Raw genomic sequence first — 15,730 nt, forward strand, 5'->3', positions numbered from 1 at the left:
TAACTATTATTATTTATGATAGTATTAAATTGATGGCAAGTTAAGTTTATAAATATAAATTGGGAAAAGGCTTTATGTATAGGGTTATTGAGTTAGGACATGTAATTTCAGTACCATTTGCAGGAGAGATTTTGAGGCATTTAGGATTTGAGGTAATAAAGGTGGAACCACTACTAGGTGATCCAAGCAGGGCAGATGATGTTTTAGGAGATTCGATGTTTATCTTCAATAATAGAGGTAAAAGATCCATTTCCATAGATTTAAAAAAGGATAAGGGAAGGGAAGTTTTCCTAAAACTAATAGAGAACTCCCACGTTTTGATAGAGAACTTATCTCCTTATGCCATGGATAGACTAGGATTATCGGATGATGTTATATTTTCAACTAATCCTTCCTTAATATATTGCTCTGTGAAGGGATATCCTAAGGGAAAATACGAAAACTTGCCTGCTTTTGGTACTGTAATTGAAGCGGAAAGCGGAATCATGGATGCTAATGGAAAAGCTAGACTACCGGCTTCAATAACCGATATGAATGCGTCCACATATTGTGTAATTACGATTTTATGGGCACTGCTTATGAAGAAACCCGGACACTATAGGGTAGACATTATTCAAACCAATACAGTTTGGTTAGGATATTATTTCATAGCATTTCAGAAATATGGTAAGCTCTTTGAAGGAGGAAAAGACGAACTTCCCTTCTGGGCTCCTTACGAGCTATTCAAGAGTTCTGAGGGAAAGGAATTTTATCTAGCCGTAAATGACAATATAAAATTTACAAAACTTTGTAAGGCATTAGGATTAGACGATCTATTAGTTGATGGAAGGTTTAAAACTAATGCGGATAGGGTTACGAATAGAAAAATATTACATGAAAAGCTTCAACAGAAATTCAGCTCAATGAAACTGGAAGAGATAATAAACATTTTACGCTATAATGATATACCCATAGGTAAACTAAATAATGTAAAAGATCTAGTTAGTAATGAATTAGTGGAATGGGATATATTTGGAAACGTTAAGATTCCTAGCCTTCCTCTACCGGGGAGTCTGAATAACCAAGATGTACCATATTTAGGGGAAGATACTTTAAATATATTAAAGGAGCTTGAGTATTCAGAAAATGAAATAGAAGATATGATTAAGGAAAATATAATTATGCCAAATAGAGGAGAAAAGAAAGCATAAGCTAGCCAAGATGAAATCTAGGCTACAGACAAAAGGAACGTCATTTCAAGATACCCAGAAGTCAGTAGTTTCAAATAAATCGTAAGGTTTAAATTAGTTCATCACAAATTTTTATAAAATATGAAACGTAAAGAAATACGAATACGTTTAGGAATCTCATACTTACTGCTGAGAGAATACGTTAAGAAAGCTCACATAAAACCAGTTATTATCTTAAACTTTCACTTTCCAGTAGATGTAAATCCACCGTTTGTCCCTACACTTTCATTTCAATCATTTTATGATCATTCATGATCGAGTATAGGGACTTAGCCCTCAACCACCTTATAGGTGGGTCATGGGACTCATTTGAGCCCAACGGCACGGGGCTCACATCTCCGTAATCCCCTCACCCTTTTGGGCATAACCCACATCGGCGTGAGAGATCATCATTTATCAATAATTTTTTGTTATAAACAGATATAAAAAGATTTCTATTAACGTGAAAAAGGATTCAGCCCGACTAATAAAACCTATATAGGTATTAGGGGATATTGTTGAAATCAAGAATAGAAGTGAATGTAGAGAAGAAATAAGGAAACCTATTATGGTTTAATTATGCAAAACGCTAGATCAATAGAATTTGAAATTTAAATTTGTATGAAAATGTCTTTGTTCTTTACCTCAACTTTGTAAATCCTTAAATTGGATGAAAAGTACCATCCTGACGACTTTCCGTAAGGATTTAATACTAATTTCCCGTTTTCAAGACTATACTCATATCCATGTAAATCACATCTTATTTTATATCCGTCCACATCTCCATACTCCATATTTCTTCCCTTATGAGGGCAATAGGCATCAATAGCAAACACTTTATCACCAACCCTTACTATGGCTACTTCTATGCCATTTATTGAGAATTTTCTGGGTTTTTTATCTTCTAAGTCTAATAAGCTACAGACTCTCACTAACATTAAATAATCACCAATGTGGAAATAGAAACGAGAAAAAACAGTTATTATACCTTTTATTTTTTAGAATATGGAGCGTTACCTGGTGAGCTTCTTCTGAAGTGACCCGATGGCCTTCCGTATAGTAATTCTAAGAACCACGCTTCGTGTTCTATTTCCTCCTGAAGTATTCTCTGCGCTAGATCATAAGTTCTAGGATCTTTTCCGTAGGTCATATCGCACACTTCTTTCCAAGTTCTTATCGCACACTGTTCGGCTTCTAACAAAACCTTTAATATTTCTTTAGGGTCTTTCCAATTCTCTGGTAGATATGCATCAGAACAAGCCGAAATATCGGCAAGCTGCCTTATGTCTCTAGGTAAACCCCCTCCTAGTTCATAAAGCCTTTGAGTCATTAGTTCGAAGTGAAGCCTATCCTCAAGCCTAGCATCCTCAGCTATTTCCTTAAGACCCTCTCCTTCCATACCAGTTAGGTGCATTCTCAATATGGTATAGTAGTAATATGTAGTGAACTCTGCAGCTGTTGCTTTAACAAGTTTATCTACTAACTTTTTCACATCTAATCCAGATTTTTCCAGTATTTCTACTCCGACTACCTTTGGTTCTTGGGGTTTTTCTTGCATACAGACATCATCCTAATAGACTATACTCACTTCAAATTTATAAAGCTTTCTATTTGATACTAATTATAACTTGTAGTTAGAAATAACTTTAAAGTTAACTAAGCCAAATCAGAGTCTTACCTCTTAAGGTGTAGAGAAAAGATCTAGCAAAGACTCTATGAAGAAGCTACTAATTAAGAATTACTTTGAAATCAAAATCTTTATAAGTTAGGGCTCATTAGAGTATAACAGTGGTTACATAATGAATACAGCTTTTACGTTTAATCTTCATTATAATAGCTTTTTACCCAAAAAAAGAATTTATAATTACTTATGCGAGGTGTTTTGAGACGAGTATAAGAGATTCTGCAAAACTCTTTGGACCAGCCTGGATAGCATTGTTGGCAGATGCTGATGCTGCGAGTATATTAGGAGGGTTATCCACCGGAGAGGAATATGGATACAAACTAATATGGTTTGTGATGCTATTATCTCTTCCTCTCTTCATAATACAAGAGGCTTCAGGGAGATTAGGTGCCATATCTGGGAAGGGTATTGGAGAACTTATCAGAGAATACTACTCTAGGAAAGTATCAATTTTATCTATTTTCCCAATATTTTTCGTTGATTTCTTTACATATCTAAGTGAGTATGCGGGAATTGCAATTGGATGTTACTTAATTGGTATCATTCCCCTATTCGGCCTGGTAATATTTTTCATCCTTCACGTTATAATAGTGTTAACTAAAAATTACGAAATAACTGAAAGATATCTAGTAGTAGTTTCCGTAATTCTATTATTGTCAGCCTTAATTATAGTTGGGCCTAAGCTGAACTTTACCGGACAAGAAGTCTTATACTTCTCTACCTCAAAGAACTTCCTATTCTTCATTGCTGTAAACATTGGTGCAGTAGTAACTCCACCTTGTATGTTGATTTATCAAAGTTCTGCTACAGCAATTAAATATCCTAAGATAGATATTAATAATTCTAAAAAGATATCATGGATAACCATAGAGACGTTACTAGGAGCTATAATAACTGAATTGATAATAGTATTATCTGAGATGATAGGAACTTCAATTGGTAATATAGATCCTACTGATCCAGCTCAGTTACTATATATTTTAGGAAATTTTCATTATATATTTGGAATAACGTTAATAAGTGCCGGGTTCTTAACGCTTATAGTTGTATCTCTAAGTAGTGCATGGGGTCTACTAGAAGCTTTAGGGAAAAATAACTACAAAAACTCCGTGAAGATCTACATTATGGAGTCAATACCAGCTATGTTAATAGTTTCCTTAATGCTGGGTAACTATTCTTCCGTTATTAACTTCGCTTTAACTCTATTATCATTATCACCTATAGTGATTGCCATACCGGCAGTAATGGTGGGTATATTGATAAGCAATAAAAAGATCATGGGTAAATACACTTATACTAGGACTAGATTAGTAGCGTATTTCTTTACAATAGTTATGATTGTAGTAGGAGGATTTGTGGGAACACTACACTTGTAGACAATATAACTAATAGTTTAGCCCAATTATCTGAATGGCTGAAAGAGTAGAGTGTGAACTACTTCCCATTAAGGGGCATCTCCACCTCACGATAGAGATTTCCTGCTTCTCAGAGAGATCTTGATTCGTAGCTGAGGTTCCATCGAACGGAACCGTTCTTTAATGTCCCTTGTGGAAGAGAGGTTACGGAGGGGCGTTCAGTAATAAATCTTTCGATTAATTTTCAAGCATAGTGACAGTTAAGATTGGCACGTGACGTTATTCAATTTGATAGTGTCATTATTAAGCTATAAATTTATACTTTAACGTAAAAAAGGCGTCTCTGAGAATCTGAACTAGGTTATACTCTATCGGAGAATTTCTCTATTTAATAAATTTGTAACTTAATGACGATACTGTCTCCATACTCATCTTTCTTCACAATTCTCATAAGTATATGTTTGCTACTGGAGTTACAGAGGATATGCTAATTCCTCGTCATTGAATTTTGGAAAATTATAATGAGCGGAGGAATTGCACTTATGTTAGAATTTCGTTGGGCGATTCACGGATCCTAGATAAGTTTAAAGGTTTATTTCCTTGCTATACGGGGTTTGGGCTTCATTGAATTTTCATGAATTTGTATCCAATCCTCAGCCCTTGGGCTTCACCAGAGTCGCGGGGCAACGCCCCGTTCATACCCCTCCGCCCCTTTAGCGGGATAACCCCAATCCACCTACTCCCAGTGGGAGTAAGAAAGAGGTGGGGAAACCCGCACATCTTGAGGTAAATATTGAGAGATGCGTTTAGTTGCCTATCTAGAGTGAACCCACACCTCTCACACTTGAAAATCCTGCCGACCTTTCGGGAAACCCATCCACATCTGGGGCAGGACTTAGATGTGAGGTGTGGGTTCACCTCCTTAACGAAAGAACCATAAAGGGGAGCCTTGTATTTAAGCACGCGGTGTATAGTCCTCCATACAGTCCTTGAAACCTTCTTAGACAGCTTATCATCAGCGTCTTGGAACATTGACTGCTTATTCAACTTCTCGACAGCAAACATAGTGAGAGGATACATTCCCAACAGTTTGTTCACAAACTTGTGAACATAATCAAGCACGCGGTTCCTTTCACGGTGGGAGTACTTCCTCAACAATACCTTCCCCTTCCTACCGTGTTTAGAAGCGAAGGACTGTATTTTACTCCTCTTCAACTCCATACCGAACTTCAAACTATACAACTCCTTCAAAGAAAATGTGACGAACTTCTCCCCATCGTAAGCGTCTAATGTGTACAAGTTACTATCAATAGATAGAAAGTCAAGGGGAGTAAACCAAGGTAACTTATAACGAAATGGTAGGTGAACTTTATCCTCCTTTATTACTGGCTCACCCAACTCAAGCCCTTCAACCCTCCTTGAAAACCATTTGTGAGACCATGAGAAGGTGACGTATTCGTAAGGTCTTACTGTAATCCTTACACTCTCACCCTCAACCTTTCTAAGTGTCGACTTTACCCTAACGTAAACCTTCTTCAATCTAGGTTTCCTTAATGACGCTTGTCCTTTTTCAGCCCTCCTCCTCCAACTATTCAAGATTGAGTAAGCATCATTTATTGCTTTGTCAACGTAATGTGAAGCTAGATTGTTAACCTTCTCTAACTCATCCCTCAACACCTTGTAAACTTCCTTTTTCTTTGGCAAGGTTACTTTAACCTTAGCGAAAATTTTCTTGCCCTTCTTGACCTCCTTCCTCTCTATCTTAGTCCTCTCCCATAACCAGTCTAAAGCCTTCTGTAGTAGGTGTTTATAGTTCTCTAGTAATATCTTGCTCTTCACCTTCTTATTATTCTTCAGGGAGTAAGTTAGGTAAACGTATTCCTCCTCCGGTTGGAATGATTTAAGCCTTAAGCTCTTCGACACACTTCTTCACCTTCTCATATTTATGGCTCCTCATACCATACAACTTTCCGCTAAATGATACCAGTATAGAGATCAAATCTTCGATTAGTTCCTGCTCTGGTGTTTTGTCCTCCTTATTTAATACCACGAGCTCGCAGTTGTGTGCTTTGCATGCCTCCTCTATTATTTCAAAGCCGAACCTAACTAGTCTGTCTGGGTAGGCTATGACAACTTTCGATACTTCGTTGTTTAGTATCATTCTCAATAGCTTGAGGAATCCTTTTCTCTTCATGTTCAACCCAGAACCAATGTCTGTTATTACTTGGTCGTAGTCCTTAACGTTCTCCTCCAGGTACTTAACTTGGTTTATTAAGTCGTCTTTCTGTGTGTTTGATGATACCCTAGCGTATAATACTACTTTCCTCTTCCTAACAACCCCCATGAGTCTTTCGACATCCTCTTCTTTAAACCTCCATTTTCCACTCTGTAGTATCACGGGTTTTATGTAACCCTTCTTAACATAGCTCTGTAGTGTGCGGTATGATATTCCTAGTTTTTGGCACACTTCCTTAGGTTTCAGCATTGTAGTTAAACTTACATACAAAGTATATAAACTTCACGGTTTATCGGAAACTGTTGACGACGGCGTAAATCTATTTGTGGATATAAGAGATTAAGATCTTGCTACTAGTAAGAGAGCTACAACTTGCAATATCCCTACTATCAATAAAGTATAATCGTATCCATAAAACGAGTAAAGTAACGGTAGTAATAAGCCAGCCACACCATAGCCACTATCCCTATATAATCTGTAATAGCCTAACGCTTTTCCTCTTACACTCTCGTTAATCCTATCATTAACAAAAGCTATTAAATTAGGATAAATCATCCCCATACCAATACCTTCTACTATTGAAAATAAAATCGGAAATTCGGAATATTTTATGAAACCTAAAAACATCAACAAAAAACCTATTACAAGTATTAGTCTTCTTTTATTGTAAGCATCTGCTAGGTACCCGAATAATGGTTGGGAAAGTGACCAAGTAAACGTATAGCTAGATACGGTTATTCCTATCAAAAATAGTGTATAATGTTGTAATAATAGGAATGTGGGTATCAAGATAAAGAACGCAGAATCTACAAACTTCTCTAAAAGTCCTGCTATGCTTATTTTAGTAATAGAAAAGTAATTTATACGATTATTTTCCTTTTTTGATAAACCGAAATTTGATATTAATAATTTAGTCTCCATTACGTTGAAGGAAGAAATTAGCGCTATCAAGCAAATTATTCCAATGAAAATATAACTTAGCTTAAACAAATAGCTAGCGAAAAGACTTCCAAAGGAGACTCCCAAATATCCAGACATTTCATTTATTCCAGTAGCTAAGCCTGCTCTCAATTTACCGCTAATGTCTATTTGTGAAGTCATAGTAGTAGTCCACGTCAAAGCTTGAATTATTGCAAGTAAAATCGATATTATGACCACAGTATATATGTTAATTGATAAAAATAACGGGACTGACATCAACGCCACTATCCAGCCTATTATGAGTACTCTTTTTCTTCCCAAGTCATCAGAGAGTTTTCCAGCGAGAAAGTTAAACGCACCTTTTACAAACCCAAAGGCTACTAAGGGTAATAATAGGCTAAGTGTTATTGAAATGTTTAGTTGCTTCTCCAGTACCGGAATAACTATTCTTAGAGTTCCCAGATATAATCCTGTAAAAAAGACCAATATTGTAAACATAACAAATTGTCTGTTCATTAATAGCTACTAAGATTTAAAAGTAATAAAAACGATTATTCACTGTGGATAGTGAATTGGAAATTAATTTGAGAAAGTTAGGGTTTTCAGTGTATGAGGCTAAAGTTTACCTAACATTATTAAATCTTTGCAATTCCACGATGAAAGAGCTTTCAGAGAAGGCTCAAATACCTTATCAGAAGGTTTATGAAGTTGTAAAGTCTTTAGAAGATAAGGGTTTAGTTAGGGTAATTGAAGGAAGGCCGAAAAAGGTCAAACTAATAGATCCGTCAATGTCTTTAAAGGTATATAGGGACAAAATTGTAAGTGAATTAGATTATGCAATAGGTAATATTATTTCATTCTGGAATGAAAAGAGAAAAGGAGAAGCTGATCGTAGCTTGCACATCAAGGGTAAAAAGACTGTAATAAGGATGATAAGGGAGTTGACAGAGAAAAGCAACAAGATGAAGGTAGTCTGGGATAATTTGCCAGAGTGGTTAATTAAGACTCTTAAAAAGTATAAGGGTAGTTTAACTTTGATAACTTCTTCCAATAATTTAAATCTAAATGGCGATATTAGATACGTAAAAGACATGAAATCTAAGTTTATTATATTTGATGATTCAGTATTGGTTACTTTCAATAATGAATATGAGATTGTTGTGGATTCATGTAGAGGATGTGTACTCCAAGCGGAAGAGCACTTCGAGTTATTAACTTATAAGAGTGAATAACTCTTATATCTAATTATTTATTTAAAGTAAATGATGATATTCAGGCAAATTATAAGCAAAAGTGGTGGTTGTGCTACTTATATCTTTGGCTGTACTCAAGCTGGAGAATTGTTTGTAGTCGATCCTAGGTACGAGATGGTAGATGAAATAGTTAGATTAGCTCAAGACTTAGGTAATATGAAGATAGCTTATATAATAGACACACACACTCACGCTGATCACTTATCTGGTGTAAAGAAATTGCAAGCATTAACTAACGCTAACATTTACTATCATGAGGAGTCACAAGTCAAATTTAAGGTAGAGAGGATTAAGGATGGAGAGGAGATAAAGGCAGGAAATGTGAAGATAAAGGTAATTCATACTCCTGGACATACTCCAGATAGCATTTCAGTTCTAGTATATGATAAAAGGAGGGATGAGAGTTGGAATGAGCCGTGGGCTGTATTAACTGGGGATACTTTGTTCGTAGGAGGTGTTGGAAGAATTGATATAGGTGGGGAAAATGCCGAGGAGAATTTATACTATAGTCTAGCCAAGCTGAAAGGATTGCCAGATTATGTTGAAATTTACCCAACACATACTGCCGGTTCAGTATGTGGTGTTGGGATAAGTGGAAAACCTAGTTCCACAATAGGCTTTGAAAAGAGATTCAATACTTTATTTAGAATAAACGAAAAAGACGAGTTCATAAATAGAGTTAGAGAAGTTAAAATTTCTAAGCCCAAAGAGTTTGATGAGTATATAAGGAAGAATTTAGAAGGTGTAATTTGAGAGGAAAATATTTTAAAATCATTAAAAATATTTTTTAAATTATACTTATAACAGCACCTTTTGCCGGTCCAGTATCATTTCCTCTTCTTATAATAAAGGCAAATTGCCATTTAGATTAGAAAACTCTTGCAAGACCAATAAAATGGGTTGATGCAATTCTGGACTAAATACAATTAATAGGTTGGAATTGGAAAGAGCTAAGAACGTTTATGAAAGAGTAAAACTTGAATTAAGTGAGTTGGACATAGGAGTCAATCTCTAAGTGAAATTCTTTCTCAAACTATGTAAAATTAGAAAAATTTATAAGATAATCTTTTTACCACAATTAGATATATCTTATTTATGGTTAAAGTCGGAGATAAGGCACCTCTTTTTGAGGGAATAGCGGATAATGGTGAGAGGATTTCCCTATCCCATTTCATAGGGAAACATAATATAGTCCTTTATTTCTACCCTAAAGACGATACACCAGGCTGTACGAGGGAAGCTTGTGCTTTTAGAGATAATTGGGATCTCCTCAAGGATTACGACGTTGTAGTAATAGGAGTTAGTTCGGATGATATCAACTCTCACAAGAAGTTTAAAGAAAAATACAAGTTACCCTTTATTCTAGTTAGCGATCCGGATAAGAAAATAAGAGAACTTTATGGTGCTAAAGGATTCATATTACCAGCAAGGATTACTTTCGTTATTGATAAGAAGGGGATAATAAGGCATATTTATAATTCGCAAACTAATCCAGCCAATCACGTTAATGAGGCTCTTAAGACATTAAAGCAAATAAAAGCGGAAGAGATCAGCTAATCAAGGCCCTCTTTATTTCCTCTAAAGCTGATGGATTTTCTAGTGAGGAGATATCCCCTAAGGGTTTATTTAAGTATACTGCCCTTATCAGTCTTCTCATTATTTTTGCATTTCTAGTTTTAGGTAACTCCTTAACGATCTTTATTTCTGATGGTGCAAATGCTTTACCCAGTTTATCCTCTGTATATCTTATCAAGTCCTTTTCAATATCGCCAACCTTTGAGACTACGAAACAAACTATTTTCTCTCCCTTCATTGGATCTGGAACTCCGACACATGCTGATTCAACTACATTTGGAAAGGAATTTAACATACTTTCAATTTCAGCTGGACCTACTCTCTTTCCAGCGACCTTTATCGTATCATCACTTCTTCCAACAATATAAAAATACCCTTCTTCATCTCTATAAGCCAAATCTCCGTGAACCCATATATCCTTCCAAATTGACCAATAAGTCTCAATATACCTCTCGGGATTGCTCCAAAATCCCCTGGTCATACCTGGCCAAACACTCAATATAACCAATTCCCCCTCAACATTTGGTGGAGCTTCTTTTCCTTCCTCATTAAATACTGAAGCATTAATTCCCGGGGAAGGACCATTAAATGAAGATGGCTTTATTTTCTTTATAACGTAATTCCCTAAAATACCTCCAGAGATTTCAGTACCTCCAGAATAGTTTATAATGGGGTTCTTTCCACTAGCGTTAAATAGCCAATACCAGCTTTCTGGATCAATTGGTTCTCCAGTATTTCCTGTTAGCCTAACGTTTAGTTTAACTTCACCTTGACTTCTTAACGCTCTAACCAGACTAGCTGAGACTCCTAAAACATCAACCTTCATATCTTCAACGAATTTCTGTAGGACTTCCCCACCCGTATACCCTTCAATCATCCCCATTTTAGCATCTAGTAAGAGTGACCCAAATACCATCCACGGTCCCATCATCCACCCCATGTCGGTAACCCACATCAAGGTCTCATCTTTTTTCAGATCGAACTGAAAGTAAATGTCAGCAGATGCCTTTATTGGAAATCCATCGTGAGTATGAACACATCCCTTGGGTTTTCCAGTAGTTCCAGAAGTGTAAATTATCATCATTGGGTCTTCAGTACCAGTATTTTCTACATAGTCTCCACTAGTTCTTATTACATCCTTATAGTCATAAAAATCACCCTTAGTACCTCCCCTATTCAATACTACTTTAGCTATATTTAGTCCTTCCAGATTTCTCAACATACCAACTTCTTTTCCCCTTCTAATGCTCTTATCGACCGTGAAGATTACTTTAGCCTCACTATCCTCTATTCTAACTCTTATTGGCTCTGGGCCAAACCCAGAAAATAGAGGTACGAGTATCATCCCTGCTCTAACTGCACCTAACATTACCGATACTATTTCCGGTATCATTGGCATGTAAATGGCAACCCTATCTCCTTTCTTTAAACCTATTCTCTTTAACCAACTTGCAATTGACTTGCTCTCATTTAGTATTTGAGAATAGGTTACCGTTCTAGTGTTGAAGCTCTCATCCATCCACTTAATAAACACATCAGAACTATCGCGTAATTGGTCACCAATGTTTAACTTTCCCCCTATGAACCATTGAGGCCATTGCTTTCCCCTACTTAGATCTAGAACCTTCGTGTAAGGTTCTGGAAATTTCACGTTTATTAACTTTACAAACTCATCCCAAAATTCTGAATTCTCGTATGTATATTTAATGAAGTCTTCTAGCTTATCGAGGTTCTTTTCAACCATGAACTTGTATACATTGCTATTCTCTATCCATTCCTTATCTGGATTAAATACCATTAATATCTATCCCATTAATTTTTATAACTTGGGCAATTTTAAACGCTTTTATATTGCTCTCGTATTTTAAGGCTTTGATGAAAGATTCCTCGTTTATTAGACCCTCAAACGCTCCCAGTGAGTATAAAAACCCTAGGATTGCAGCATTTGCAGCCTTAATATTTCCAGCATTTACGGCTATTTGATTAGCGTCAATTACGTAAACTTTGCACCCTTTTAATTTATCGAGAACCTCTTGCAAACTAAGTAACCTAACTTTAGGTAAAACTGGCCTTACCACGTAGTTATTTATAATGATAGTGGTATGTTTTCTTGAAGCATAGTTTAAGTTTCTTAAAACCTCAGTAGCCTCTAAACCAACTAGGTAATCAGCCTTTCCTAATGGTATTAATGGAGAGTTAACGTCGCCTATCCTCACATGAATATTAACTCCTCCGCCTCTCTGCGCTAAACCATGGGTTTCTGCTATTAAGACCTTAGTATTGGAGTAGTTTCCAGCCTCAGCTATTATCTTACCAGCAGTTATTATACCTTGCCCTCCCACACCTGCTATCAGAATGTTTACCCTAGCCATAATTCGTCCCATTTTTCTGGTTTGTTACCCTTTAAGGATATTGCCTTAAATGGACAAACTGGTATACATGCCCCACAGCCTATGCACGTATAATTATCTATCTCAGCCTTCTTATCCTTTCTAGGAATTATGGCGGGGCAGGTAAAGTAGTCATAGCATATGCTGCAACCGGTACATATCTCTAGATCAACTATGGCCTTTGGTAGATTGTTCTCCTCTACGTTATCCATAACTAACAACGCACAAGCTCTTTTAGCTATGACAACTGCCGGTTGCTTATTTTCCCTAACCCACTTTAATGCATTTGATAATTCCTTTATTGAAGAATTAACGTCAAAAGGATCAACGTACTTTACATACTTTACTCCTAAACCCTTAGCAACCTCTCCTATATCTATTTCCTTAGATGGGCTTGGCTGTTGTCCGGTCATCGCAGTAGACCTATTATCTAAGACAAGCACGAGCATAGGAGTTTGAGTATAGACAGCATTTGCAAGCGCTGAAATCCCGCTGTGGAAGAAAGTAGAATCTCCAATAACTGCTATCGGTATATTTCCAGTGGCCCTATAAACGCCGTTGGCAATCCCAATACTAGAACCCATATCGGTAGAAGAGTCTTGAGTGTCGAAGGGTGGTAACAATCCTAATGTATAACATCCGATATCACCAGAGATGAACGTTTCATTAGGCTTAAAGGAAGCCATTGTAATTGCCTTCTTTAAGTCTATGAATGAACTTCTGTGTGGACATCCTGGGCATAGTGCTGGAGGTCTTGGTGGTATATCTTGGGGAACTTCTAAGTATTCCGTTACAAGGTCTAACCCAAAGAATTTGCTAAAAGCATAGTATACCTTGTCTAATGTCATCTCTCCAACTCTACTTACTAGATCCTTTCCATGTAATTCAACTCTTATCCCCTGATCATACAGCAGATCCTTTATTTGATATTCAACAATTGGCTCACCTTCCTCTACTATTAGAACCCTCTTGGAGTTGCTTACAGCCTTGAGAAACAGTCTTTTAGGTATAGGGACGGGGGTGGATAACCTTAATACATTTGCCTTAATGTCCAACTCTTTCATGGCATCAATTACGTAACCGAATGAAATACCCGAGGCAATTATTAGATTTTCACTATCGTTGTCAATTAGCCCATTTAAACCCTCTACCTCTTCTTCAATTTTTTCCCATCTCTTTAACTGTTCAACTCTATTTCTTCTAGCGTTCTCTGGGACTAACACGTAACGTTTAGGGTCTTTGATAAGTTTACCCAGGATTGGTCGAGATGGAGGCTTAAGTTCTACTGGTCCTCTAATGTGACCTATTCTGGTAGTTGATCTAAGAATTACTGGATGTTTAACTTTGTTACTTAGCTTAAAGGCCTCTATGGTTAAGTCATGAGCAGATTGTGGATCATATGGCTCTATAACTGGGATTAACGCATGTAAACCGTAGTATCTGTTATCTTGTTCGTTTTGTGATGACCACATGGAAGGATCATCGGCAGAAACTATGACTAATGCTCCTTCGACTCCAGTATATGATGAGCTCATTAAAGGATCAGCTGCCACGTTTAACCCCACATGTTTCATTGTAGTTAGGGCAAAAGCTCCGTTGATAGCCGCTCCATAAGCCGTTTCAAACGCCACTTTTTCGTTAGCACTCCATTCGGTATATATTTTTCCATATGCCATTAAAGTTTCTATTATTTCTGTAGATGGTGTGCCTGGATATCCTGCAGCTATGGATACTCCAGCACTTAATGCACCAAAAGCTATTGCCTCATTTCCCAAAATTACTCTCTTAGTTGTAGAAAGTTCAATCACATTTATAATTATAGTTCAAACATTAATAAGCGTTACTTTCTAAAGTTTAAGATCTTAATAATTTGATTAAACTTCAGAAGTAAAGTTTATTTTAGTACATATATGGTTTAATCTTTTTAATCTATCTTTGCATAATATATTGCATGGTTCAAACTCACGAAATACTAGAGAAATTCTGGGCGATTCAGGTCTCTTTTGCGAATTGTAATTTGTGAATAAGATGGATAAAACAAAGTAAACTACTGAGCGTGGATCTCCACCTAGTCAGAGCGGCGATATTTAATTAAATTCATTACGATTCTTTAAATAAACTGAATTCGCAAAGGATGCGTGAATGACCCAAATTCTTGAATAGCCTTCCTAAATTAATAATAGTGAGCGAATTATTGAATATTGAGATCGATGCAAATAACTTGGAAAAGCTTGTAAAAGTATCAAATGATATTGCAGTAGATCTATCCATAGGAATTACAAAAATTGGAGGTTAAGGGGGCGAAAAGCCTCGCCAGCGGGGATGGATAGCCCCCTTATATTTAAATAATCCTTTTTTCTGAAATTCTTTTAGTGATGCTAGCGGTGCTCCTCGCCAGCTCGATTGAGGGCTTAATGGGACTGTGGGAGGAGCATCTAGTATCTCTTCCCTTTAAGGGACTAGACGTTATGGATGAAAGTCCCCTTCTATTCAGATGGGAGTGGATCTCTGATCCACTCGACTGCCCACCAGATGAGAGAGTGTCCGGAATGTAAAAAACTGAATTTTAATTTTTGAGAATAAATTGATTCTTAGCGTTATCTTGGATTAAATTGTAGTAATACTTAAGTTATGGGAGGAGAGAGTAGTACCATGGCACGTACACTAAGACGCATCCCAAACTTAGTGTACTATTCTCTCCCCCCAACGGTAGACCCAAAATCACCTCCTTAAAAATAAATCTATAGTGTAAATAAGTGTATCTACTAGATTAAATGTAAAATTCTCTGGATTGAATAAATCAGGAAATAAAAGAATTAATAATAATCTAAACTCCTCTCTCCCCACCTCCCCCTTGACGGTAGACCCAAAATCTAATTAGTAAAAATAATTTTTATTCATTATTAGTAGTTCGTAACGATTTAATGTAATTAGTTAGATAATTATATGATAATTTTTATAAATTTCCAAGTTCCATATTAGATTTTTTATATTTCTACACAATTAACTGAGGAATATTATTATAATATTAGAAAATGATAAAGATGTATATGATAGAATCTGTTTTATTTACATTGATTATTTAATACATTATTCTTAATGCTCTTG

14 protein-coding genes and 1 pseudogene are annotated in these 15,730 nt (G+C 36.3%); 6 read left to right on the plus strand and 9 right to left on the minus strand.

Annotated features, from left to right (window positions below):
* Positions 1-74 precede the first annotated feature (74 nt).
* The gene (locus YN1551_RS11410) at positions 75-1,190 is read left to right on the plus strand and encodes a CaiB/BaiF CoA transferase family protein (protein WP_012713404.1); all 1,116 of its coding nucleotides are present in this window, start codon (positions 75-77) and stop codon (positions 1,188-1,190) included.
* A 629-nt stretch (positions 1,191-1,819) separates the two neighbouring features.
* Here YN1551_RS11410 and YN1551_RS11415 read toward each other — a convergent pair.
* On the minus strand, positions 1,820-2,146 hold the full coding sequence (locus YN1551_RS11415; protein WP_012717884.1) for a Rieske (2Fe-2S) protein: 327 nt from the start codon (positions 2,144-2,146) through the stop codon (positions 1,820-1,822).
* A 53-nt stretch (positions 2,147-2,199) separates the two neighbouring features.
* Positions 2,200-2,766, minus strand: coding sequence for a DNA protection during starvation protein (dps, locus tag YN1551_RS11420; protein WP_012717885.1), 567 nt, complete (start codon positions 2,764-2,766; stop codon positions 2,200-2,202).
* A 377-nt stretch (positions 2,767-3,143) separates the two neighbouring features.
* Between dps and YN1551_RS11425 the strand changes: the two genes are divergently transcribed.
* Positions 3,144-4,268, plus strand: a complete 1,125-nt coding sequence (locus tag YN1551_RS11425) for an NRAMP family divalent metal transporter (protein ID WP_012717886.1) — start codon at positions 3,144-3,146, stop codon at positions 4,266-4,268.
* 600 nt (positions 4,269-4,868) lie between these two features.
* Here the strand turns inward: YN1551_RS11425 and YN1551_RS11430 are convergent.
* The 3 genes from YN1551_RS11430 to YN1551_RS11440 form a co-directional block, all read right to left on the minus strand.
* Positions 4,869-6,170 carry an RNA-guided endonuclease InsQ/TnpB family protein gene (locus tag YN1551_RS11430; protein ID WP_012717887.1) on the minus strand — a complete coding sequence of 434 codons (1,302 nt, stop codon included), beginning with the start codon at positions 6,168-6,170 and terminating at the stop codon, positions 4,869-4,871.
* Complete coding sequence (locus YN1551_RS11435) at positions 6,148-6,732, minus strand: IS607-like element ISSis5 family transposase (RefSeq protein ID WP_012717888.1); 585 nt, start codon at positions 6,730-6,732, stop codon at positions 6,148-6,150. The genes YN1551_RS11430 and YN1551_RS11435 overlap by 23 nt, the downstream gene beginning before the upstream one ends.
* 90 nt (positions 6,733-6,822) lie before the next feature.
* Positions 6,823-7,920 carry an MFS transporter gene (locus tag YN1551_RS11440; RefSeq protein WP_012717889.1) on the minus strand — a complete coding sequence of 366 codons (1,098 nt, stop codon included), beginning with the start codon at positions 7,918-7,920 and terminating at the stop codon, positions 6,823-6,825.
* 44 nt (positions 7,921-7,964) lie between these two features.
* Here YN1551_RS11440 and YN1551_RS11445 point away from each other — a divergent pair, with 44 nt between their 5' ends.
* The 3 genes from YN1551_RS11445 to YN1551_RS11455 all read left to right on the plus strand — a co-directional run bounded on the left by YN1551_RS11445 (position 7,965) and on the right by YN1551_RS11455 (position 10,214).
* Complete coding sequence (locus tag YN1551_RS11445; protein WP_012710765.1) at positions 7,965-8,636, plus strand: TrmB family transcriptional regulator; 672 nt, start codon at positions 7,965-7,967, stop codon at positions 8,634-8,636.
* Positions 8,637-8,666: 30 nt separating this feature from the next.
* Complete coding sequence (locus YN1551_RS11450) at positions 8,667-9,410, plus strand: MBL fold metallo-hydrolase (RefSeq protein WP_012717890.1); 744 nt, start codon at positions 8,667-8,669, stop codon at positions 9,408-9,410.
* A gap of 342 nt (positions 9,411-9,752) precedes the next feature.
* Positions 9,753-10,214: a peroxiredoxin gene (locus tag YN1551_RS11455; RefSeq protein ID WP_012710767.1), complete on the plus strand. Its 462-nt coding sequence runs from the start codon at positions 9,753-9,755 to the stop codon at positions 10,212-10,214.
* On the opposite strand, the gene YN1551_RS11460 is transcribed toward YN1551_RS11455, so the two are convergent.
* Genes YN1551_RS11460 through YN1551_RS11470 form a run of 3 tightly spaced genes read right to left on the minus strand, consistent with a single transcriptional unit; the run spans position 10,207 to position 14,430 of the window.
* Positions 10,207-12,030, minus strand: a complete 1,824-nt coding sequence (locus YN1551_RS11460) for an AMP-binding protein (protein ID WP_012717891.1) — start codon at positions 12,028-12,030, stop codon at positions 10,207-10,209. The genes YN1551_RS11455 and YN1551_RS11460 overlap by 8 nt on opposite strands.
* Positions 12,020-12,604 carry an indolepyruvate oxidoreductase subunit beta gene (locus tag YN1551_RS11465; protein ID WP_012717892.1) on the minus strand — a complete coding sequence of 195 codons (585 nt, stop codon included), beginning with the start codon at positions 12,602-12,604 and terminating at the stop codon, positions 12,020-12,022. Before YN1551_RS11465 ends, YN1551_RS11460 begins: the two co-directional genes overlap by 11 nt.
* Entirely contained in the window at positions 12,592-14,430 is a 1,839-nt protein-coding gene (locus YN1551_RS11470; RefSeq protein WP_012715723.1) for a thiamine pyrophosphate-dependent enzyme, read from the minus strand. Before YN1551_RS11470 ends, YN1551_RS11465 begins: the two co-directional genes overlap by 13 nt.
* Before the next feature lie 564 nt (positions 14,431-14,994).
* Between YN1551_RS11470 and YN1551_RS17990 the strand changes: the two genes are divergently transcribed.
* Positions 14,995-15,177, plus strand: a complete 183-nt coding sequence (locus YN1551_RS17990; protein ID WP_048052065.1) for a hypothetical protein — start codon at positions 14,995-14,997, stop codon at positions 15,175-15,177.
* A gap of 166 nt (positions 15,178-15,343) precedes the next feature.
* On the opposite strand, the pseudogene YN1551_RS16735 reads toward YN1551_RS17990, so the two are convergent.
* Positions 15,344-15,472: pseudogene (locus tag YN1551_RS16735) on the minus strand (ISH3 family transposase); the annotation flags it as partial.
* Positions 15,473-15,730 lie beyond the last annotated feature (258 nt).

It is taken from the genome of Sulfolobus islandicus Y.N.15.51 (assembly GCF_000022485.1).
GTDB classification, from domain to species: Archaea; Thermoproteota; Thermoprotei_A; order Sulfolobales; family Sulfolobaceae; genus Saccharolobus; species Saccharolobus islandicus.

Bases quoted from the DNA above. Each gene is read 5' to 3' on its own strand.
- YN1551_RS11450 (WP_012717890.1), top strand. From the start codon at position 8,667: ATGATGATATTCAGGCAAATTATAAGCAAAAGTGGTGGTTGTGCTACT.
- YN1551_RS11440 (WP_012717889.1), bottom strand. From the start codon at position 7,920: ATGAACAGACAATTTGTTATGTTTACAATATTGGTCTTTTTTACAGGA.
- YN1551_RS11455 (WP_012710767.1), top strand. From the start codon at position 9,753: ATGGTTAAAGTCGGAGATAAGGCACCTCTTTTTGAGGGAATAGCGGAT.
- dps (WP_012717885.1), bottom strand. From the start codon at position 2,766: ATGCAAGAAAAACCCCAAGAACCAAAGGTAGTCGGAGTAGAAATACTG.
- YN1551_RS11460 (WP_012717891.1), bottom strand. From the start codon at position 12,030: ATGGTATTTAATCCAGATAAGGAATGGATAGAGAATAGCAATGTATAC.
- YN1551_RS11465 (WP_012717892.1), bottom strand. From the start codon at position 12,604: ATGGCTAGGGTAAACATTCTGATAGCAGGTGTGGGAGGGCAAGGTATA.
- YN1551_RS11410 (WP_012713404.1), top strand. From the start codon at position 75: ATGTATAGGGTTATTGAGTTAGGACATGTAATTTCAGTACCATTTGCA.
- YN1551_RS11435 (WP_012717888.1), bottom strand. From the start codon at position 6,732: ATGCTGAAACCTAAGGAAGTGTGCCAAAAACTAGGAATATCATACCGC.
- YN1551_RS11415 (WP_012717884.1), bottom strand. From the start codon at position 2,146: ATGTTAGTGAGAGTCTGTAGCTTATTAGACTTAGAAGATAAAAAACCC.